This is a genomic window from Lactococcus sp. NH2-7C (assembly GCF_029953655.1).
Lineage (GTDB): Bacteria > Bacillota > Bacilli > Lactobacillales > Streptococcaceae > Lactococcus > Lactococcus lactis.
The window spans coordinates 1,745,903-1,766,336 of sequence record NZ_CP124538.1; the positions used below are offsets into that span (position 1 = coordinate 1,745,903).

Annotated in this window: 20 protein-coding genes; 15 read left to right on the forward strand and 5 right to left on the reverse strand. The window is 35.6% G+C overall.

Annotation, left to right across the window (positions count from 1 at the left end):
* The first annotated feature begins 70 nt into the window (after nucleotides 1-70).
* The 3 genes from QJV49_RS08860 (at nucleotide 71) to add (ending at nucleotide 4,078) form a co-directional block, all read left to right on the forward strand.
* Nucleotides 71-2,209, forward strand: a complete 2,139-nt coding sequence (locus tag QJV49_RS08860) for a Tex family protein (RefSeq protein ID WP_225512309.1) — start codon at nucleotides 71-73, stop codon at nucleotides 2,207-2,209.
* A gap of 95 nt (nucleotides 2,210-2,304) precedes the next feature.
* Nucleotides 2,305-2,748: a SprT family protein gene (locus QJV49_RS08865; RefSeq protein ID WP_225512310.1), complete on the forward strand. Its 444-nt coding sequence runs from the start codon at nucleotides 2,305-2,307 to the stop codon at nucleotides 2,746-2,748.
* Nucleotides 2,749-3,019: 271 nt separating this feature from the next.
* Nucleotides 3,020-4,078 (forward strand): adenosine deaminase, encoded by a 1,059-nt coding sequence (add, locus tag QJV49_RS08870; RefSeq protein WP_225512311.1) that lies wholly within the window; start codon nucleotides 3,020-3,022, stop codon nucleotides 4,076-4,078.
* An 81-nt stretch (nucleotides 4,079-4,159) separates the two neighbouring features.
* Here add and QJV49_RS08875 read toward each other — a convergent pair whose 3' ends face one another.
* The 3 genes from QJV49_RS08875 to QJV49_RS08885 form a co-directional block, all read right to left on the reverse strand.
* Nucleotides 4,160-4,813 (reverse strand): hypothetical protein, encoded by a 654-nt coding sequence (locus QJV49_RS08875; protein ID WP_225512312.1) that lies wholly within the window; start codon nucleotides 4,811-4,813, stop codon nucleotides 4,160-4,162.
* Between the two features lie 220 nt (nucleotides 4,814-5,033).
* Entirely contained in the window at nucleotides 5,034-6,716 is a 1,683-nt protein-coding gene (rnjA, locus tag QJV49_RS08880) for a ribonuclease J1 (RefSeq protein WP_003131712.1), read from the reverse strand.
* Nucleotides 6,717-6,888: 172 nt separating this feature from the next.
* Nucleotides 6,889-7,119, reverse strand: coding sequence for an RNA polymerase epsilon subunit (locus QJV49_RS08885; protein WP_003131711.1), 231 nt, complete (start codon nucleotides 7,117-7,119; stop codon nucleotides 6,889-6,891).
* A gap of 309 nt (nucleotides 7,120-7,428) precedes the next feature.
* Between QJV49_RS08885 and tsaB the strand changes: the two genes are divergently transcribed.
* From tsaB to QJV49_RS08910, 5 genes are read left to right on the forward strand one after another with little or no spacing between them, the layout of a single operon-like run.
* A complete protein-coding gene (gene tsaB / locus QJV49_RS08890; protein ID WP_225512313.1) occupies nucleotides 7,429-8,154 on the forward strand; it encodes a tRNA (adenosine(37)-N6)-threonylcarbamoyltransferase complex dimerization subunit type 1 TsaB in 726 nt (241 codons plus the stop codon).
* Nucleotides 8,108-8,677, forward strand: coding sequence for a ribosomal protein S18-alanine N-acetyltransferase (gene rimI, locus QJV49_RS08895; RefSeq protein ID WP_225512314.1), 570 nt, complete (start codon nucleotides 8,108-8,110; stop codon nucleotides 8,675-8,677). The genes tsaB and rimI (QJV49_RS08895) overlap by 47 nt, the downstream gene beginning before the upstream one ends.
* Nucleotides 8,674-9,144 (forward strand): ribosomal protein S18-alanine N-acetyltransferase, encoded by a 471-nt coding sequence (rimI, locus tag QJV49_RS08900; RefSeq protein ID WP_225512315.1) that lies wholly within the window; start codon nucleotides 8,674-8,676, stop codon nucleotides 9,142-9,144. The genes rimI (QJV49_RS08895) and rimI (QJV49_RS08900) overlap by 4 nt, the downstream gene beginning before the upstream one ends.
* A 2-nt stretch (nucleotides 9,145-9,146) precedes the next feature.
* Nucleotides 9,147-10,187, forward strand: a complete 1,041-nt coding sequence (gene tsaD / locus QJV49_RS08905; protein ID WP_139917652.1) for a tRNA (adenosine(37)-N6)-threonylcarbamoyltransferase complex transferase subunit TsaD — start codon at nucleotides 9,147-9,149, stop codon at nucleotides 10,185-10,187.
* A complete protein-coding gene (locus QJV49_RS08910) occupies nucleotides 10,187-10,387 on the forward strand; it encodes a DUF4649 family protein (RefSeq protein ID WP_003131704.1) in 201 nt (66 codons plus the stop codon). Before tsaD ends, QJV49_RS08910 begins: the two co-directional genes overlap by 1 nt.
* A 42-nt stretch (nucleotides 10,388-10,429) precedes the next feature.
* Here QJV49_RS08910 and QJV49_RS08915 read toward each other — a convergent pair whose 3' ends face one another.
* Together QJV49_RS08915 and QJV49_RS08920 are read right to left on the reverse strand one after the other, a co-directional pair.
* Nucleotides 10,430-10,615 carry a hypothetical protein gene (locus tag QJV49_RS08915; RefSeq protein ID WP_225512316.1) on the reverse strand — a complete coding sequence of 62 codons (186 nt, stop codon included), beginning with the start codon at nucleotides 10,613-10,615 and terminating at the stop codon, nucleotides 10,430-10,432.
* 101 nt (nucleotides 10,616-10,716) lie between these two features.
* Nucleotides 10,717-11,505 carry a hypothetical protein gene (locus QJV49_RS08920; protein ID WP_225512317.1) on the reverse strand — a complete coding sequence of 263 codons (789 nt, stop codon included), beginning with the start codon at nucleotides 11,503-11,505 and terminating at the stop codon, nucleotides 10,717-10,719.
* Nucleotides 11,506-11,804: 299 nt separating this feature from the next.
* Here QJV49_RS08920 and QJV49_RS08925 point away from each other — a divergent pair, with 299 nt between their 5' ends.
* The 7 genes from QJV49_RS08925 to QJV49_RS08955 all read left to right on the forward strand — a co-directional run bounded on the left by QJV49_RS08925 (nucleotide 11,805) and on the right by QJV49_RS08955 (nucleotide 20,418).
* Nucleotides 11,805-12,854: a phosphate/phosphite/phosphonate ABC transporter substrate-binding protein gene (locus QJV49_RS08925; RefSeq protein WP_225512318.1), complete on the forward strand. Its 1,050-nt coding sequence runs from the start codon at nucleotides 11,805-11,807 to the stop codon at nucleotides 12,852-12,854.
* Between the two features lie 118 nt (nucleotides 12,855-12,972).
* Complete coding sequence (gene phnC / locus QJV49_RS08930; protein WP_225512319.1) at nucleotides 12,973-13,713, forward strand: phosphonate ABC transporter ATP-binding protein; 741 nt, start codon at nucleotides 12,973-12,975, stop codon at nucleotides 13,711-13,713.
* Nucleotides 13,714-14,526: a phosphonate ABC transporter, permease protein PhnE gene (gene phnE / locus QJV49_RS08935; protein ID WP_225512320.1), complete on the forward strand. Its 813-nt coding sequence runs from the start codon at nucleotides 13,714-13,716 to the stop codon at nucleotides 14,524-14,526. It abuts the gene before it with no gap.
* A gap of 14 nt (nucleotides 14,527-14,540) precedes the next feature.
* Nucleotides 14,541-15,350 (forward strand): phosphonate ABC transporter, permease protein PhnE, encoded by an 810-nt coding sequence (gene phnE / locus QJV49_RS08940; protein ID WP_225512321.1) that lies wholly within the window; start codon nucleotides 14,541-14,543, stop codon nucleotides 15,348-15,350.
* Nucleotides 15,351-15,355: 5 nt separating this feature from the next.
* Entirely contained in the window at nucleotides 15,356-16,915 is a 1,560-nt protein-coding gene (locus tag QJV49_RS08945) for a bifunctional UDP-sugar hydrolase/5'-nucleotidase (RefSeq protein WP_225512322.1), read from the forward strand.
* Between the two features lie 307 nt (nucleotides 16,916-17,222).
* Nucleotides 17,223-17,705, forward strand: a complete 483-nt coding sequence (locus tag QJV49_RS08950; RefSeq protein WP_225512323.1) for a peroxiredoxin — start codon at nucleotides 17,223-17,225, stop codon at nucleotides 17,703-17,705.
* A 172-nt stretch (nucleotides 17,706-17,877) separates the two neighbouring features.
* On the forward strand, nucleotides 17,878-20,418 hold the full coding sequence (locus QJV49_RS08955; RefSeq protein ID WP_225512324.1) for a M1 family metallopeptidase: 2,541 nt from the start codon (nucleotides 17,878-17,880) through the stop codon (nucleotides 20,416-20,418).
* Nucleotides 20,419-20,434: the final 16 nt, after the last annotated feature.

Genomic DNA, 20,434 nt, shown 5'->3' on the forward strand with positions numbered 1-20,434 from the left:
TTTGGTAAAATAGAGGTAGGACACTGTCCATTAAAATTGATGACAAAAACTAGTTAAGGATTATTTCTAAGTGGAAAATGTTAAAAAAATTGCTGAATTATTGAATATCAAAAATTCACAAGTTGAAAAAGTATTAGAATTGACAGCAGAAGGGAACACTGTTCCGTTTATTGCTCGTTATCGTAAAGAAGCAACAGGTTCACTTGACGAAGTTGAAATCAAAAAAATTATTGATGAAGATAATTTACTGACAAAATTATCAGAACGTAAAACGGCTGTTTTGTCAAAAATCGAAGAGCTTGGTAAGTTGACTGATTCGCTTAAAGCACAAATTTTAGCTGCTGAAAAACTGACAGAAGTTGAAGATCTATATTTGCCTTATAAAGAGAAACGTCGAACAAAAGCAACGATTGCAAAGGAAAATGGTTTATTTCCTTTGGCTCAATTGATTGTAAAAAATTCAGCGAATCTTGAAGAAGAAGCTGAAAAATTTGTCAATGAGAATTTTACAAGCCCTCAAAAAGCTTTGGAAGGTGCCGTGGATATCTTGTCAGAAGCGATTTCTGAAGATGCACGTTTGCGTTCATGGCTGACCGGTGAAATTAAAAATAATAGTTTACTGACAAGTAGTTTGAAAAAAGATGCTGTTGATGAAAAGCAAGTTTTTCAAATGTATTATGAATTCTCAGAAAAAGTTTCGGAATTACCAAATTATCGTGTATTGGCTTTAAACCGTGGTGAAAAATTGGGAATTCTGTCAGTAAAATTTGAAAATAATGAAGACAAAATTTTACGTTATTTTGCTGCCCGTTTTGCTGCTCAAAATAATCCAATGATGCAAGTGGCGATTAAAGATGCCGTCAAGAAAAAATTGATTCCGGCCATGGAACGTAGTATTCGAACTGAATTGACAGAAAAAGCTGAAGTATCTGCCATTGAGGTTTTTGGCGAAAATTTGAAAAATTTATTATTGGTGGCTCCGCTTAAAGGACGTGTAGTCATGGGATTTGACCCTGCTTACCGTACTGGAGCGAAACTTGCTATTGTTGATGAGACAGGAAAATTATTGATGACAACTGTCATTTATCCTGTTAAGCCAGCAAACGCAGGTCAAATCGCTCAAGCGAAAAAAGATTTAGCAAAATTCATTCGAGAATATGGTGTAAATATGATTGCGATTGGGAATGGAACTGCCAGTCGCGAATCTGAAAGTTTTGTTGCAGAAGTGCTTAAGGAAAATAATTTTTCTGATGTTTATTATGTGATTGTTAGTGAATCTGGAGCTTCTGTTTATTCAGCGAGCGAGTTGGCACGTGAAGAGTTTCCAGAATTGACTGTTGAAAAACGTTCAGCAATTTCGATTGCACGCCGTTTGCAAGATCCATTGGCTGAACTTGTAAAAATCGAACCAAAAGCCATTGGTGTTGGTCAATATCAACATGATGTTTCTGAGAAAAAATTAACAGAAAATCTCGATTTTGTCGTGGAAACAGTAGTTAACCAAGTTGGTGTTAATGTCAATACAGCCAGTCCTAGTTTGCTTTCACACGTAGCTGGTCTTAATAAAAGTTTGGCACAGAATGTAGTAAAATATCGTGAAGAAAATGGCGCACTTAAGACAAGAGCGGAACTAAAAAAAGTCCCGCGTTTGGGAGCTAAGGCATTTGAACAAGCGGCAGGTTTCTTAAGAATTCCAGAAGGAAAAAATTTCCTTGACAACACTGGTGTTCACCCAGAATCTTATAAAGTTACGGAACAACTTTTAGCGGAAATTGCTGCTGGACCTTCTGTCAGTAACGAAGAATTACTGACCAAACTTTCGTCAGTAAATATTCCTGAAATGGCTGAAAAACTTGGTCTTGGTCAGGAAACATTGACTGATATTATCAACGATTTAAAAAAACCAGGCCGTGATTTGCGTGATAGTTTTGATGCCCCAATTTTAAGGCAAGATGTCTTGTCAGCTGGAGATTTACAAATTGGTCAGCAACTTGAAGGTGTGGTCCGTAATGTTGTCGATTTCGGTGCCTTTATTGATATCGGGATTAAAAATGACGGCTTGGCACACGTTTCTGATTTGAGTAAATCATTTGTCAAAAATCCAAGTGATGTTGTCGCTGTAGGGCAAATCGTAACGGTTTGGGTTAAATCTCTCGATTTACAAAGAGGAAAAATTAATTTAACCTTAGTGAATCCGCGAGAAAAATAATCTGTCAGTAAATTTTTTGATTCTAGTTTCATTAAGCGAAGCTGTCAGTAAAATTTACTGACAGTCGTCTGTGCGAGCCTGTCAAAGGAGGAAAAGTGTTAACTAATCAAGAATTGACAGCAAAAGTAAAAGAAATGTCACTCACATATTTTAAGAAATCATTTGACCACGAAGCAAAGTGGAATCAACGCTTACGGACAACCGGTGGTCGTTTCTTTCCCAAAGATTTACATCTTGATTTTAATCCTAAAATGGCTGAACTTAAAGACTTTGAAGGGGTAATTCTTCATGAATTAACTCATTACCATTTGTATCGCTCTAAAAGAGGCTATAAACATCAAGATGCTGATTTTAAAAGACTTCTTGCCCAAGTTGGTGGCTTACGATATGCTCCCTCAGTAGTTGATAAAAAGTTAAAATATTATTATAGCTGTCAAAATTGCAGCCAACTTTATCCTCGGCAAAGAAAAATTGATACAAAAAAGTATCGTTGTGGAAAATGTCGAGGGAAATTAATATTAAAAACAAGCGGAAATTAAAAATTCGGCTTGTTTTTTATTAAGAATTAAGAAATTTATCCACATTTTCTTCACTTTTTCCCCAAAAACTGTGAATAAGTTAAGATAAACTGGGGATAATTGCAAAAAAAAGGCTTAATTGAGCCTAAAAAATCTTATCCACAAGATAAATTAAAATCGTAAAGATGATAATTGCTTTTTCTCACAAAAAAGCGTAGAATAGTAAAAATACATTTTTGAAGGACTTCGAGCTATTCAGCTCGAAATCTTTTATATCATGTAAAAATATTTGATGAAAAAGAAAAGGGAAAAATTCGTGCTTAAATCAGAAATTATTGCTCAAATGCCAAAAGTTGAACTTCATTGCCATCTTGATGGTTCGCTTAGCTTGCCAGTCATTAAAGAACTCGCTAAAAATGCTGGAATTCATATGGCAATGTCCGACGAGGAAATTTTAGAGAAGGCACAAGCCCCAGAAAATACAAAAAATTTGCTAGAATACCTGCAACGTTTTGATTTTGTCTTACCACTTTTGCAAACTTATAAGAATCTGGAGTTAGCTGCTTATGATGTTGTCAGACAGGCAGCTGATGATAATATTAAATATATTGAAATTCGTTTTGCTCCAAGCCAACATCTCTTGGAAAATCTAACCCTTGAAGAAGCAGTGGAGGCTGTCATTGCTGGCCTTTCTCGTGCAGAGAATGATTTTGATATAAGAGCAAATGCACTTGTTTGTGGATTAAAACAAGAACCAATTCAAAAATTACAAAAACTGCTGCCACTTTTTGATAAGATTCCTGATGAACATCTTGTCGGATTTGATATGGCGGGTGATGAATTAAATTATCCACAGGAAAAATTTGTAAATTTGATCCATAATATAAAAATTAAGGGTGTCAATGTGACGCTTCATGCTGGAGAATGCCCAGCCTGTGAGCAAAATATTTTAGATTCAATTGCAATGGGGGCAAGTCGCATTGGACATGGAATTATGACTAAAAATCTGTCCAAATCTGAACAAAAAATGATGATTGAAAAACAAATCGTTCTAGAAATGGCTCCGACTAGTAATTTTCAAACAAAAGCTGTGACAGAGCTTGCGCAATATCCTTTTAAAGAACTTTATGACAAAGGAATACATGTGACATTAAATACCGACAATCGAATGGTTTCGGCTACAAATTTAAGCAAAGAATATGAGAAAATCTCAGCTTGGTACCCAGATTTTTCTCTTTCTGATTTTGAAAAAATAAATCATTACGCAATTGATGGCGCCTTTATTGGTCAAGAAGAAAAAGAAGAACTTCATCAAAGATTGACCAAAGAATACAAAAAAATCTCTGAATAATCAGAGATTTTTTATATTTATAATAGATGAATAGGTAAAATTTTCCTTTAAAGTTGCTTCAAAGATTCAAATTAATTATTTTTATTTAATTTCTATCTTAGAAATGATTTGAGCAGCTTGTTCATCAAATGAAGTTGGAATGGCAAGCGTTTGGCTACTGTCCAATAGTTTTTGAGATTCTTTTTTTACCCAAGCAGAATCTTTAAGATATCTTTCGTCTTGGTAATGATTTGGATCTTTATAAAAATTGATTGACCCATTATGATTAGAGCTATAGGTAACAATAGTGGTTCCAGCCATTGTATTATCAGAACTAAAAGATAATGTTACTGTGTCCTGAGGAACAACTACAGAACCGGAAAAAGGAAAGACTTGGTGATTAGCTCCATTTTTAGTAACACTGATAGAAACAGGTTGATAATCATATTTATAATAACTTAGAAGGGTTTCGGTTACGCGTGCATACTCAACCTGTTCAGCGCTATATCCAGATAAAGGCGAAGAACTTTTTTGTACTTTTTCAGAATTATTGGTATTTGCTTGACTGCTTGAAGGAGAAGTGTTCGTAGAATGAGTAGCAGAATTTTTACTATTGCTAGTTTTTGAACTTGAGGTAACTTTAGAACTAGAAGTAGTTTCTTTTTTGGTCTGATTTTCAGAACTTTTAGAATTTGAACAGGCAACTAATGCAAATAAACTCAAAAATGTAGCTGACCAAAGGATTGTTTTTTTCATAAGATTTATTCTCCATTTTTATTACTTTATAATAATACCATTAAATTTTTATAAAGTAAAATTTAGCTATGATTACTATAATCTTAGAATATATTTCTACTTGGGTATATTCTATTGTTGGAATGAGCTTATTTAGATATTTTTAGTTCTAAGGTGCTGCTTTAGGACAATAAAAAAAGACTGAATCATTATATATTGAGTCTTTTTTTATTAATAAATATTATTCATCAGGTGTCATAATCATTGGAACAACAAGTGGTGAGCGTTCAGTTTGTTTATAAAGGAATGGTGACAGTGCTTCACGCATCGCACGAGCCACAGAAGCTTCATTTGCGTTTTCTTCATGCATTGCTTCACGAATGGCATTGAAAAGAACACGTTGACCACTACGAATCAAATCACCAGACTCACGCATGTAGATAAATCCACGCGAAAGCATGTCGGGACCAGCAAGAACGGTTTTCTTTTCAAAGTCAACGGTTGCAACCGCAAGAACAATTCCGTCTTCTGAAAGTTCATGACGATCATGGAGAACGGCATTTCCGACATCACCAATTCCTGAACCATCAACATAAGTATCAGAGGCTGGGAAATGGTCGGCATATCTTGCGCTGTCAGCAGTTAATGCAAGGACGTCACCATTTTCTTGAATGAAACAATTTTCTTTAGGGACACCAGTATCTTGAGCAAGTCCCGCATGAATTTTGAGCATTCGATATTCACCGTGAACAGGCATAAAGTATTTCGGTTTGATGAGACGTAGCATGAGCTTTTGTTCTTGTTGCCCACCGTGACCAGAGGTGTGAATGTTATTCATTTTACCGTAGATGACTTCAACGCCAGCTTCAGCAATTTTGTTAATCAATTGGTTAACACCGTGGGTATTCCCAGGAATAGCATTTGATGAGAAGACAACCGTATCACCCATTTGTAAGGTAATGTGACGGTGCATTCCGTTGGCAATTCTTGAAAGTGCGGCCATTGGTTCGCCTTGCGAACCTGTACACATAATTAAAAGTTCATGTGAAGCGTATTGATTAACTTCATTTGGTTCAATGAAGGTGCCTTTAGGGGCTTTGATATAACCAAGTTCCAAACCATTCACGATTGCTTTTTCCATTGAACGACCAAAAACGACAATTTTGCGTCCAGTCTTAACTGCTCCATCAACGGCTTGTTGCAAACGGAAAATATTTGAGGCAAATGAAGCGAAAATAATCCGACCTTCAATACGTTCAAAAATTTTCATGATGCTTGCACCAACGACTTTTTCAGAATGTGAAAAAGTTGGAATTTCAGCATTGGTTGAGTCAGAAAGAAGGAGTAAAACGCCTTCGCTTCCAAGTTCAGCCATTCGGTGAAGGTCAGCAGGTTCACCTACTGGTGTGAAGTCAAACTTAAAGTCACCAGTAGCCACAATTTTACCTTGAGGAGTATTTACAACAATTCCTAAAGGTTCTGGAATTGAGTGAGTCGTACGGAAGAAGTCAAGACTTAAATGATTAAATTTAATGACTGAATCTGCATGAATTTCATAAAGTTTAGCATCACGTAAAAGCCCGTGTTCTTCGAGTTTTCCACGAATGAGCGCAAGCGACAATGGTCCAGCATAAATTGGAATATTGGCTTGTTTCAAGAGGAATGGAATTCCTCCGATGTGGTCTTCGTGTCCGTGAGTGATGAAGAGACCCTTGATACGATCAATATTTTCAACGATGTAAGTATAATCAGGGATGACGTAGTCAACACCTAATAAGTCGTCTTCTGGGAATTTAATTCCGGCGTCAATGATGATAATTTCATCTTTATACTCAACGCCGTAAGTATTTTTACCGATTTCGCCCAGTCCGCCAATGGCGTAAACTGCGACTTCATCAGCTTTTATTTTAAGTTGCTTTGGCATGTTTCTCCTATTCTTTGGATTTTTTATTTTATTTTTTGACTGACAAGTTGGTCAGTTAGTTTTTTTAATGTAATATTTACTGACAGAATTTTAAAGGTACAAGAAAATCACTTTAGATTGCTGTCATTTTTGACAAAAATCTAAAGTGCTCTCCTTTATACTCCGGTCAGTCTTAGAAGCTTGTGATTTCAAATACGCCAGTTTCTTTTTCATATTCGACAGATTCATCAGAAAGTGAGTCAATAAACTCTACATGGTAGGCGGTATTTTTAGCAAGAAGTTCGCGTGCAAGAATAACGCCTTCTTCTTTAGTAGCAACATCAAGGTCGAGGTAAAGAGCCTCAGTAGTCTCACGACGTGGTGAGCGGGTATTATCTTTTTGGTAGAAAACTTTAAAAATCATTCTATAAATCACGAGCAAAAGCTCGTTCCTTTCTTAATAGTTCGTGTTTGCTGTTCTTTGCAATTACTATCATTTTAGCATATTTGCAAAGAAATGGAAAGTTGAGTTCATTAATTTTATAAATGAAGCGCTTCCTAAAAAATAATGGTGGAACTTGCAAGGCAAGCGTGGTAAAATATAAGGAAGTAGAACTGATGACAGAGAAGATAAAAATTATTTGTAGATAGGTCGCATTGGATAAGTGGCTGTCAGTAAAAGTCTATCAGTAATTAAAAAATAACATACTTTCAGAAATATTATAGGTAAAAAATGAAGATATTAGCATTTGATAGCTCATCAAAGGCTTTGTCAGTAGCTGTGGTTGCTGACGGAATATTACTTGGTGAAGTAACATTAAATTTGAAAAAAAATCACAGTACAACTTTGATGACAAGCATTGATTTTTTGATGGCTCAAGTTGGTCTTGAAGCCAAAGAACTTGACCGGATTGCGGTAGCACAAGGCCCTGGTTCTTATACAGGTTTGCGACTTTCTGCGACAGTTGGAAAAACATTGGCTTTTAGCTTAAATAAAGAGCTTGTTGGTCTATCAAGTTTATTGGCAATTGCTAATCGCGTTCAAGACAAAAATGCTTACGTGCTTCCGATGATTGATGCAAGACGTGGTAATGCTTATGCAGCTCTTTATAAAAATGGTCAGCAAATAATTGCAGATCAGCATTGCAATTTTAGTGATTTTTTGGCTGATTTATCAGAGAAAGTTTCTTCATTCGAACAAGTTATTTTCACAGGGGAAACTGATAATTTCGTTGAAGCGATTCAAAATGCTGGTTTCTCTGAAGAACAAATCATTTCTGACAGTTTAGAAAAGCTCCCATCAGCCTATGAAATTGCTAAAATTGCCGAAAAATTAACTCCTGAAAATGTGCACGCTTTTGTGCCAAATTACCTCAAAAAAGTTGAGGCCGAAGAGAAATGGTTGGAAAGTCATGAAAAAGCTGAAAACACTCCTGACGACTACGTTCAAAGGGTTTAGTGGAAAAAAATTTAATCCTCGGCGTTATTTAGAAATGGCCGACATTGATCTTGAACATGATCGAGAAGGTGTTCATTATCGATTGGCAGATAGAGTTGATATTGTTGCTTTGCTTGCGATTGAACGAGATGTTTACAATGGAGATATTCCATGGACCTTCTCTCATTTTGAACATGAAATCGTCAAAAATGATGAAGCCTTTTTCATTGTGGCTGAAATTTCTGGCAGTGTCATTGGTTTTATTGGAACTAGAATCAATCACCATGGCCAAGATGCACATATCACTAATCTCGCAGTATTTAAAGCCTTTCAAGGACAACAAATTGCTTCAACTTTAATTGAACAACTAATTGTATTGATGAGTGCACTCGGAAAAAATGAGATGACTTTGGAAGTTCGTCGTGACAATACCAAAGCACAGGGACTTTATCGTAGGCAAGGTTTTGTCACTGAAAAATTATTGCCAGAATACTATGAAGACGGAGCCGATGCCATTTGGATGGTCAAGAAATTGAAAAAATGAAGCTAAAACATCTCTCTTATTCTGAAAATAAATTAGAAGATAAAAAAGATTTTTCAACCATAGAAAAGCTCTCAGCTCAAATTTATGACCTTTTGTCACTTGCTTATGAAGAATCACCGTGGACACGAGCTTACATTTTAGCTGATATAATCAATGAAAATTCCGATTATTTCTTCCTAGAAGAAGAGGGAAAAATTGTTGGAGTACTAGCAATTTCAACAATAATGGATGAATTAGAAATTACAAATATCGCTATTCATCCTGATTTTCAGGGGCAAGGACTAGCGAGTTTTTTACTGACAGAAGTGTCAACATTTAGTGGAACTTTATTTTTGGAAGTTCGAAAGTCCAATCTTGCCGCTCAAAAATGTTATGAAAAATTTGGTTTTAAGATTTATCATACAAGAAAAAATTATTATGACAAACCTCTTGAAGATGCTTTGTTAATGAGAAAAGAGCAATTTTAAAAATGAAAGATAATTATATATTAGCCTTTGAAACTTCATGTGATGAAACTTCGGTGGCAATTTTAAAGAATGGAAATGAATTATTATGTAATATCATTGCCAGTCAAATCAATAGTCATAAACGCTTTGGTGGAGTTGTGCCAGAAATTGCCAGCCGTCATCACGTCGAACAAATTACTGTTTGTATTGAAGCAGCACTTGAAGAAGCAGAAATTTCGGCTGACCAACTGACGGCCGTTGCGGTGACCGAAGGTCCAGGCTTAAATGGTGCCTTGTTAGTTGGAATTATGGCAGCAAAAACTTTTGCATGGGCAAATCATCTTCCATTGATTCCAGTCAATCACATGGCCGGTCATTTGATGGCTGCAAGTTTAGTGGATACCATTGAATATCCAGCTATGGCCCTTTTGGTTTCAGGTGGACATTCTGAACTTGTTTACGTAGAAAAAGAAGGAAGCTATAAAAAAGTTGGTGAAACTCGTGACGATGCTGCCGGTGAAGCTTATGATAAAGTTGGCCGAGTGATGGGCTTGACTTATCCGAGTGGAAAAGTCATTGATGAATTAGCACACAAAGGAGCTGATACTTATAATTTCCCACGAGCAATGATGAACACACATGAAGTAGAATTTAGCTTCTCAGGCTTAAAATCAGCCTTTATCAATCTCGTTCATAACGAAAATCAAAAAGGGAATGATGTGATTGCTAATGATTTAGAAAATTTAGCTGCTTCCTTTCAAGCTGCGGTCGTCGATGTCCTTATGGCCAAAACTAAATTAGCCATGGAAAAATATCCAGTAAAAACGCTAATAATCGGCGGTGGAGTATCAGCAAATCAAGGCTTACGTGAGCGTTTGTCAGCAGAAATTACTGACGAAAAGTTAATTATTCCTCCTTTAAGACTCTGTGGTGACAATGCTGGAATGATTGCAGCAGCAGCATATATTGAATGGAAAAAAGGTTTGGAAAATGTTCAAGCAGGATTAGATTTAAATGCAAAGCCTAGTCTCGTTTTTGAAGACATAGAAGAAGGAGAAGTTTAATGATGAAATTAATTGGAAAACTTCAAAATGGCATGACCTTTACTGAAGAATTTGACGGAGTCAACGATTTCCTAGCCCTTCAACAAAGCGATTATAATGCCATTGCTGATGAAATTGAAGTTGTTGAAGTAAAAATTGCTGACGAAGTCCTTGATTTTAAAGGCAATATGGGCCAACTTTACTATGAGTTAATGAAATAAATTAAAAAAGTTACTGACAGTTCTGTTAGTAACTTTTTTAATTTAGAGTTGATTAATCATTAATATTTTTGTTTGCGGAAAACTTTCTTTAAGCTCTTTCAGATGAAGTTTGAGCTCTGGATAACAAAAGAGATAATCAATTATTTCATTTTTCTTCGTCAGCAATTCGGACAAATATATTTTTTGAAGTTGAATGTCATTGCCAAGTGGCAGATAAGCAGTAGTCACGTAACCGCCTCCCTCTGCTACATTGTAACTCTACAAAAAAAGATTAGCAAGAAGAAATTCACAGATTAGGAAGTCCTATTGTCAGCTTTTAGTAAAAATTACTAGACTACAGATAATTCATGAATTGTCCGTCCTTCTTTATCGACCAATTGTAACCAGCTATTCGTTCCAGCAAAGTAAAGGAAATGTCCCACTTCATTGACTGATTTTAAGACAATATCCGCCGTAGTTGTGAATGTTTTAGCATCCCAATTGTCTTTTTGTTCTTCTCTTAAAGTTTGTGTAAAACGATAGGCTAAACCTGGTGTGCCATCAGATTTCATTCCACCGCTTTCGGCGATTTTAGCCCCGGCTTTTATCACGAGTTGATTGGATTTTTCCCAAATAATGGTTGCTTTACTGTCAGAACGATTAACAAAAAATTCAACTTCAGAAAGTCCTTTTTTCCAGCGATGTTGCGCTTTAGGAGAAAAGGCTTTTTTCTTTTCTATTTTAATGCCAAAAGCAGTTAAAGCAGTCAAAAACTCGTCAGCAGAAGTGGTACAAGCTTTTTCGATATTGCTTGGAATTTTAATTGACTCGGCTTTATCACGTAAAATAATGCCAGCTTCCTCAGCCAAATTAACTAAATATTGCGTTAGGTACTCCAGCTCTAAATCATAGGCAGCCATATTTAATATCACGACTTTATCAAATTCTAACTTAGGAATTAATTCTAAATCGTTGGCAATCATTTTAATCTGCCCTTTTTTTAATAAAAAGAAGAGCTCATCATTTTGCAAATCAAAACGTGCGTTATTCTGATCAAAAATGCGTAAAAAGGCAGTTGATGGAAGACGAATTTCTAAACCAAGGTCAGACATGCTGACCGTAAAAGTTAAATTTTTCATAAGTTTATTATAGCAAAAAGTTTGACAGCCTTATCAAACAATAAATCGTTAAGCTAAAGTTTGGTATATACAAACAATTTAAACTGGTTTTTTGTATTTTATAAAAAATGTATCTGCAAAAAAGCATTATAATGTAATTTTATAAAATAAAGTTCGGTATTTACGTACAATGGTAACTGTTAACAGAATATTTACAAAAAGGTCATTGTCAGATAAATTAAAATGGGTTAGAATTACTTTGTGAAGCATACCGATTCATCAACCGATTGATAAAAATCTTAAGGAGATTCATTTTTATAATGAAAAAGACATCGAAGAAAGTCATTGGACTTACAGCAAGCGCACTAATTGCAGTATCATTACTTGCAGCTTGTGGTAATAGTAGCTCTGCATCAAAATCTGATAGCAAAACCATTTCAAATTTAAAGATTTCATTTATTCCATCCAAAAATCCGGATGATATTACCACAGCGACTAAACCAATCGCAAATATTTTGAAATCTGAATTGAAAAAACAAGGCTATACAGTAAAAAATATTGATACTAGTGTTGGTACAAATTATCAAGCGGTTGGTGAAGGACTCGATGCTGGTTCAGTTGATGTCGGTTATGGAATGTCAGCGACAACTTATGCCATGTATCAAGATGGTTCAACTCCACTCTTGATGGCAACGCGTAAAGGACTTTCAAATGATGCCTCAGATTCTGCAAAATATTGGAATGAACATAAACCAACAACTAAAACCGATAAAGAAGTGACTTCTTACCGTTCGCTGATCATTGCTGGTAATTCTCCAATGGGTAAAAAGTTAGCTAAAGAAGCCAACGACGGAACTTTGACATGGAAAGATTTAAGCGAAGCAAAATGGGGGCTTGAATCAACCTCATCTGCGGCAGGTTACATGTATCCTTCGCAATGGTTAACTGAGAACTTTAAGCATTCGATTCGTGATTTAAAAAATACAGTTACCATGGATTCTTATGATTCAGCAATGGCTCAGCTTGCTTCAGGTCAAATTGATGTAATGCCAGAATATGCTGACGCACGAATGGATGACGCTGCTAAGTGGACCACAACTTTCGGCGCAAAAGAAAGTATTTGGGATGATACAAACGTTATCGGTGTGACACCTGCTATTGCCAATGATGGAATCATGGTTTCAGAAAAATCAAAAATCATGACAGCTGACTTCAAAAAAGCACTTTCAGCAGCAATTAAAGATATGGCTAAGACTGATGAAGGAAAGAAAGTCATTGCCATTTATTCACATGATGGCTATGTTGATTCAACAAAAGCTGACTATAAAACAGCCATTAAAGTGGCAAATTCAATGAGTAAAGCCAACTAATGAACAAATAAATCATTTAATAAGGGTCTGGGTTACTCAATGAGTTCCAGACTCTTTTTGTGGAAATTGACTAATATTAATTAAAAAGCCTTCATTAGTGAAGAAGGATGGAGAAGTAATGATAAAATTTGAAAATGTGTCAAAAATTTATCCAAATGGCACAAAAGGTTTGACGGATGTTAATTTACAGATCAATCAAGGAGAATTCGTAGCTATTATTGGAACATCGGGAGCAGGAAAATCAACCCTGATTCGTTGCGTTAATGGTTTAAATGATATTACTTCGGGTTCGTTAATTGTGAATAATACAGAAGTGTCAAAACTTAAAGGAAAAGAGCTAAGAAAATTTCGGAGACATGTGGGAATGATTTTTCAATCCTATAATTTAGTTCCTAGAGTGACGGTTTTGAAAAATGTAATGTTTGCTCGTGTACCAGATATGAGTTTATTTAAGGTCATTTTTGGTTTATTTTCAAAAGAAGATAAACTCGTTGCCTTAGACTCTCTTAATAAGGTAGGAATTTTAGATAAAGCTTATATCCGAGCAGATCAACTTTCGGGTGGACAACAGCAACGTGTATCACTCGCTCGTGCTCTTAGTCAAGAAAGTGAAATTTTACTCGCTGATGAACCTGTTTCAGCACTTGACCCAGTCACAGCTAAAGAAGTAATGGATGATTTTAAAAGAATTAATGAAGAATTCAATAAAACAATTTTACTGAATATTCACCATGTCGAGCTTGCTTTAGAATACGCTTCGCGGATTATTGCTGTAAAAAAAGGAAAAATTGTTTATGACGGTCCTTCGAAAGAGGTAACCAAAGAAATTTTGGATGAAGTTTATAGAAAAGAGGCCTAAATGTACGATAAAATTTTTAAGCCTAAAAAAATAAAACTCATTACAGGAGAAGTTGTTGAAGAAAAAGTCAGTCGAACTTGGTTGACTTGGTTAATTATCATCTTACTGATTGCTTTTTCTGTTCTTCTTACAAATTTTGATTTTAGTGCGCTTAGCAGAAGTGGTCTCTTTTTTCAAAAATTAGCAAGTATGCTCCCACCAAATTGGGCTTACTTTCATAAAGTGCTTCCTCCATTATTAGATACGATTAAGATGAGCTTTTTTGCTTCCTTACTTGGAGCAATTTTGTCAGTTCCATTTGCGATATTGGCGGCAAATAACATCCTTAAAAACCGTTTTGTTAACGGCATCATTCGTTTGATTTTTATGCTAGCAAGAACTTTGCCAACTTTGGTTTTGGCTTTAATTGCAACCTATATTTTTGGCCTAGGGACTTTTGCTGGAGTTGTTGCAATTTTTGTATTTACCTTTTCTTTCATAGGAAAACAATTGTTTGAGGTGATTGAAACCGTTGATATGGGACCTTTTGAAGCAGCTGAAGCTTTAGGGGTCAGTCCTTTAAAAGCCTTTTTCATTGCTGTTTTTCCTCAAGTCTTACCTACTTATCTTTCAACTGCTCTTTATGCATTTGAAGGAAATGTCCGCTATGCTGCAATTTTAGGATATGTTGGAGCTGGAGGGATAGGAAATATCTTAAATGACCGAGTGAATTTTCGTGATTTTTCCAGTGTTGGTATGATTTTAATTTCTATTCTAGCTACAGTCATGATTATTGATTCAATCAGCGCATTAATTCGTAAGAAAATTGCCTAGGAATGAGAGGAAAAATGAATTCACAAATTATTGAAGAATATAATCATAGACCTAAAAACTGGTTTTATTATCTTTTGATATTTATTGTTTTATTAGCAGTTTCAATTTGGTCGACTTCAGTCGTCCATTATCATGGTGTTTCAGAACATGGAGCTTTAATTGCCAAAAATATTTTCACAGGGATTTTTCATCCAGATACCAGTTTAATATTTAACCTAACTGAAACTGGCTTACCTTATCTCTTGCTACAAACTTTTGCAATTGGTTTGCTTGGGACTTTGGTTGGTGCAATTGTTGCCCTTCCACTCTCTTTTCTTGCGGCGACTAATTTAGTTCCGATTTGGTTAGCTTATCTGATTCGTTTTGTCTTGATGGCGATTCGGACAATTCCTTCTTTTGTTTATGCCCTTTTATTTATTCCAGTCGTTGGTTTAGGTTCTTCAGCCGGTGTAATGGCGCTTGGTTTTGAGTCAATTGGGATGATTGCAAAACTATTTATTGAAGCTATTGAAGATTTGGATATGGGTGTTATTGAGGCTATGGACGCAGCTGGTGCAACAACTTTTCAAAAAATTCGTTTTGGAGTTTTACCCCAATTATTACCAGATCTTTATTCGATTTTACTTTACCGTTTAGATATGAATCTTCGTGATGCGGCTATTTTGGGATTAGTTGGTGCTGGTGGAATTGGTGCGCCATTGAGTTTTGCAATGTCTGGCTACAAATGGTCAGCCGTTGGTGCAATATTGTTGGGACTTTTAGTTTTAATTATCCTTGTTGAACTCATTTCATCAAGAATTCGGAAAAAATTGGCGAAGGGATAAATAATATGAAAATAAGAATTCTAGAAACGAGTGATTTACATGGTTTTGTTCTCCCAACAAACTTCACTGAAAGAAAAATGAATTTGCCTTTTTCAATGGCTAAAGCCAAATCTAAAATAGATGAACTGACAGCAGTGGCTCAGCAACAGGGTGAAATTATTGTAAAAATTGAAAATGGTGATTTATTACAAGGTTCACCCTTGGCTTATTATCTAGCAAAAAAATCAAGTCGCGGTCTTAAAGACTTGGTCAATGTTACTAATTCTTTTGGTTATGATGTGGGATTGCTTGGTAATCATGAGTTTAATTATGGGATTGATTATTTAAAAAGTTATGTAAATCAGGTTAATTATCCTATTTTGGCTGCGAATGTATTGAATAATGAAGGTCAACCTGCTTTTGGCCCTGCTTATAAAATTATTGAAGCGCAGGGGGTGAAAATTGCAATTGTTGGTTTTTTGACACAATATATTCCACATTGGGAAAAACCGTCAATTATCAAAGATTTGACTTTCCAATCTATTCTGACAACTGCAAAAAATATTCTGCCTGACTTGCGCCAATCAGTTGACCTTCTGATTGTTGCATATCATGGAGGCTTTGAGCGAGATTTACAGACAGGCATTCCGACAGAAAGTTTGACAGGGGAAAATGAGGCTTATCAGTTAGTCGAAGAGTATAAAGATTACATTGATGCCTTAGTGACTGGACACCAGCATCGTGAAATTGCTGACCATCTTTTTGGAGTTCCAGTTATTCAACCAGGATATCGTGGTGCTTTTGTTGGTGAAATAGAACTTGAATTAGATAATCATAAAAAAGTTGTGGCTTCAAACGCTAAACTTCATAAAACGGAGAATTGCAAAGTTTCATCGGAGGTCAATCAGCTGATAGCCGCTGTTAGTGAAGAAGCAGAGGACTGGTTAGACCAGCCAATGGGAGAAGTTCATGGAGAAATGATTATCCGTGATCCAATGACTGCTCGACTGATTGAACATCCTTATATTGAATTAATTAATAAAATACAAATGGAAGCGACAGGAGCCGAAATTTCCGGTACTGCTCTTTTTAATAATGAGTCTAAGGGTTTTGCAAAAGAAATCACGATGAGATCGATTCTAACAAATTATATTTATCCCAACACTTTAGCTGTTTTAAGAGTGACAGGTGCAGAATTGAAGGCTGCCTTAGAGCGGACAGCGGAACATCTTGAACTTGACAAAAGTGGCGAAATTGTTTTTAGTCCACGCTTTATTGAACCAAAACCTGAATATTATAATTATGATATGTACGAAGGAATTGAATATGTTATTGATTTGAAAAAAGAAATTGGTCAGCGAATTGTACGTTTGGGTTTCAAGGGACATCAGGTAAAGGATGACGAAATTTTAGAAATTGTCGTCAATCAATATCGCGCAGTTGGGGGTGGAAATTATCCCATGTTTTCTGCGGACAAGATTGTTAGAGAAATTACAGTTGATATGACCGAATTGATTGCTGATTATTTGAAAAAACATCCGATAATTGAAGCGACAGTCAATCATAATTTTGAAATTTTAAAATAAAAATTACTGACAGAAATCTAAAAAGTTCTGTCAGTAATTTCTTATTAAGTTATACTTGAGAATGAGCTAAGTTTTTCTAAAGTTTTTACTGATATACTTTTAATTATCAAAAGGAGGAGCCTAGTATGAAACATACAGTAATAATTCCAAAAATTAATTATCAATTTGTGAAATCAGAAGATGACTCACTTTTACTTCCAAGTCCTTTAGAAAGTCAATATTTAGCAGTAAAATATGAGCAATAAGAGCCAGATGAGTTGAGATTCTATGATAAAATGAAGTCATAGAGATTAACAAAGGAGCATTAATGACAATGAATATCACATCTCATGGTGAAAAAATAGCAACAATAAATCCGACAACAAGTGGTGATGCACCTGATTTTGAACTGACAGATTTAAAAGGAAATAAAGTTAGATTATCAAAACTTGAAAAACCTGTGTTGATTAGTGTTTTTCCCGATATTAATACTAGAGTTTGTTCACTTCAGACGAAACATTTTAATCTTGAAGCAGCAAAACATTCTGAAATTGACTTTTTGAGTATTTCAAATAATACAGCAGATGAGCAAAAAAATTGGTGTGCAGCCGAAGGTGTTGACATGACAATTCTTGCTGATGATGGAACTTTTGGAAAGGCTTATGGTCTTATTTTAAATGGTGGTCCTCTTGAAGGACGTCTTGCCAGAAGCGTCTTTGTTGTGAAAAATGGTCAAATTGTCTATAGTGAAGTTTTGTCAGAGCTTTCTGATGAACCAAATTATGAAAAAGCACTAGCAGCTACTAAATAGTTATAACTGACAAAATAGGGGATAATTGCAATTGATGCTTGTCTTCTATTTATAAGCTGTCAACAGGCAGCTTTTTTAGTAGTAAAAAGAATAGATGTAATTTTTCTTTGTACTCGAAATTTTCTATTCAATTTGATATAATTAGATTAATACTGAATATTTAGGAGAAAACATGGCTGTAAAACGTTTAATTGAAACTTTTGTTCCGGAAAATTATAAAATTTTCCTCGATATTGACCGTAAAACCAAGAAAATAAAAGGTCAAGTGGCAATTACTGGGGAAGCAAAAGATAGTGTGATTGCCTTTCATGCCAAAGGTTTACACTTTAATAAAGTTCGTGCATTTAGTGTGGACACAAACTTCATTGAAAATGAAGAAGATGAAGAAATTGTAGTTAAAATTGGTGAAACTGGGCGCGTGACTGTTTCATTTGAATATGAAGCTGAATTGACTGACAACATGATGGGAATTTACCCTTCATACTATGAAGTTAATGGCGAAAAGAAAATGCTCATTGGTACACAATTTGAAAGCCATTTTGCTCGTCAAGCCTTTCCTTCTATTGATGAACCAGAAGCAAAAGCAACCTTTGATTTGTCAGTAAAATTTGATGAAGAAGAAGGCGACATTATTGTTTCAAACATGCCAGAACTCTTGAATATTAATGGAATTCACGTTTTTGAACGTACTGTTAAAATGAGTTCTTACCTTTTGGCTTTTGTATTCGGTGAACTTCAATATAAAAAAGGAAAAACAAAATCTGGTGTTGAAGTAGGTGCTTTTGCAACGAAAGCTCATAGTGAAGCTGCGCTTGATTTCCCGCTTGATATTGCCATTCGTTCAATTGAATTTTATGAAGATTACTATAAAACACCATATCCACTCCCACACAGTTGGCACATTGCCTTGCCTGACTTTTCAGCAGGAGCAATGGAAAACTGGGGATGTATCACTTATCGTGAAGTCTGCATGCTTGTTGACCCTGAAAATGCAACAATTCAAAGCAAACAATATGTAGCAACCGTTATTGCACACGAATTGGCTCACCAATGGTTCGGTGACCTTGTGACAATGAAATGGTGGGACGATTTGTGGCTCAATGAATCATTTGCCAACAACATGGAATATGTTTGTATGGATGCTTTAGAACCAAGTTGGAACGTTTGGGAATCATTCTCAATCTCAGAAGCCAATATGGCACTGAATCGTGATGCAACTGATGGAGTCCAATCTGTCCATGTTGAAGTGACTCACCCAGATGAAATTGGAACACTATTTGACCCAGCAATCGTCTATGCCAAAGGGTCACGTTTGATGGTTATGCTTCGTAAATGGCTTGGAGATGAAGATTTTGCTGCTGGTTTAGCTCTTTACTTCAAACGCCACCAATACGGTAATACAGTCGGAGATAATCTTTGGGATGCTTTGGCTGAAGTCTCTGGAAAAGATGTAGCAGCATTTATGCATTCATGGGTTAACCAACCAGGATATCCTGTCGTTACTGCCGAAGTCATTGATGATACTTTAGTTTTGAGTCAAAAACAATTCTTCGTTGGTGAGGGTGCCGATAAAGGACGTTTGTGGAATGTTCCTTTGAATACAAATTGGTCAGGATTGCCAGACTTACTTTCTTCTGAAAAAGTTGAAATTCCTGGTTTTGCTGCTTTGAAAGCAAAAAATAATGGTAAAGCTCTCTTTTTGAATGATGCAAATATGGCTCATTACATTATTGATTACAAAGGGCAATTATTAACAGACCTCCTCTCAGAAGTTGAGACTTTGGAGAATGTCACTAAATTCCAAATCTTGCAAGATCGTAAATTATTGGCTAAAGCAGGTGTAATTTCTTATGCTGATGTCGTAAATATCTTGCCAGCATTTACTAATGAAGAATCTTACCTTGTCAATACTGGTTTGAGTCAACTCATTAGCGAATTGGAACTTTTTGTTGATGAGGATTCAGAAACTGAAAAAGCTTTCCAAAGCTTGGTAGGTAAACTTTTCGCTAAAAACTATGCTCGCTTAGGCTGGGATAAAGTTGCCGGTGAATCTTCTGGTGATGAGAGTCTTCGTGGAATTGTTTTGAGTAAGACTTTGTATGCTGAAAATGCAGATGCCAAAGCAAAAGCCAGTCAAATCTTTGCAGCACATAAAGAAAATCTAGCAGGAATTCCGGCTGATATTCGTCCAATTGTTTTAAATAATGAAATTAAGACGACAAATTCTGCTGAATTGGTTAAAACTTATCGTGAAACTTATGTTAAAACTAGCTTGCAAGAATTTAAGCGTGAGCTTGAAGGGGCTGTCGCATTAATCAAGGATGAAAAAGTCATTGCTGAATTGCTTGAAAGCTTCAAAAATGCTGATATTGTTAAGCCACAAGATATTGCTTTCTCTTGGTTCTACCTTTTGCGCAATGATTTCTCACAAGATGCTGCTTGGGCTTGGGAAAAAGCAAACTGGGCATTCCTTGAAGAAAAATTGGGTGGAGATATGAGTTATGATAAATTTGTTATCTATCCAGGAAATACTTTTAAAACTGCTGATAAATTAGCAGAATATAAAGCTTTCTTTGAGCCAAAATTAGAAAATCAAGGTTTGAAACGTTCAATCGAAATGGCAATCAAGCAAATCACAGCACGTGTTGCTTTGATTGATAGCCAAAAGGCTGACGTTGATAAATCAATCAAAGAAATTTCTGAAAAATTATAATAAATAAAAAATCACC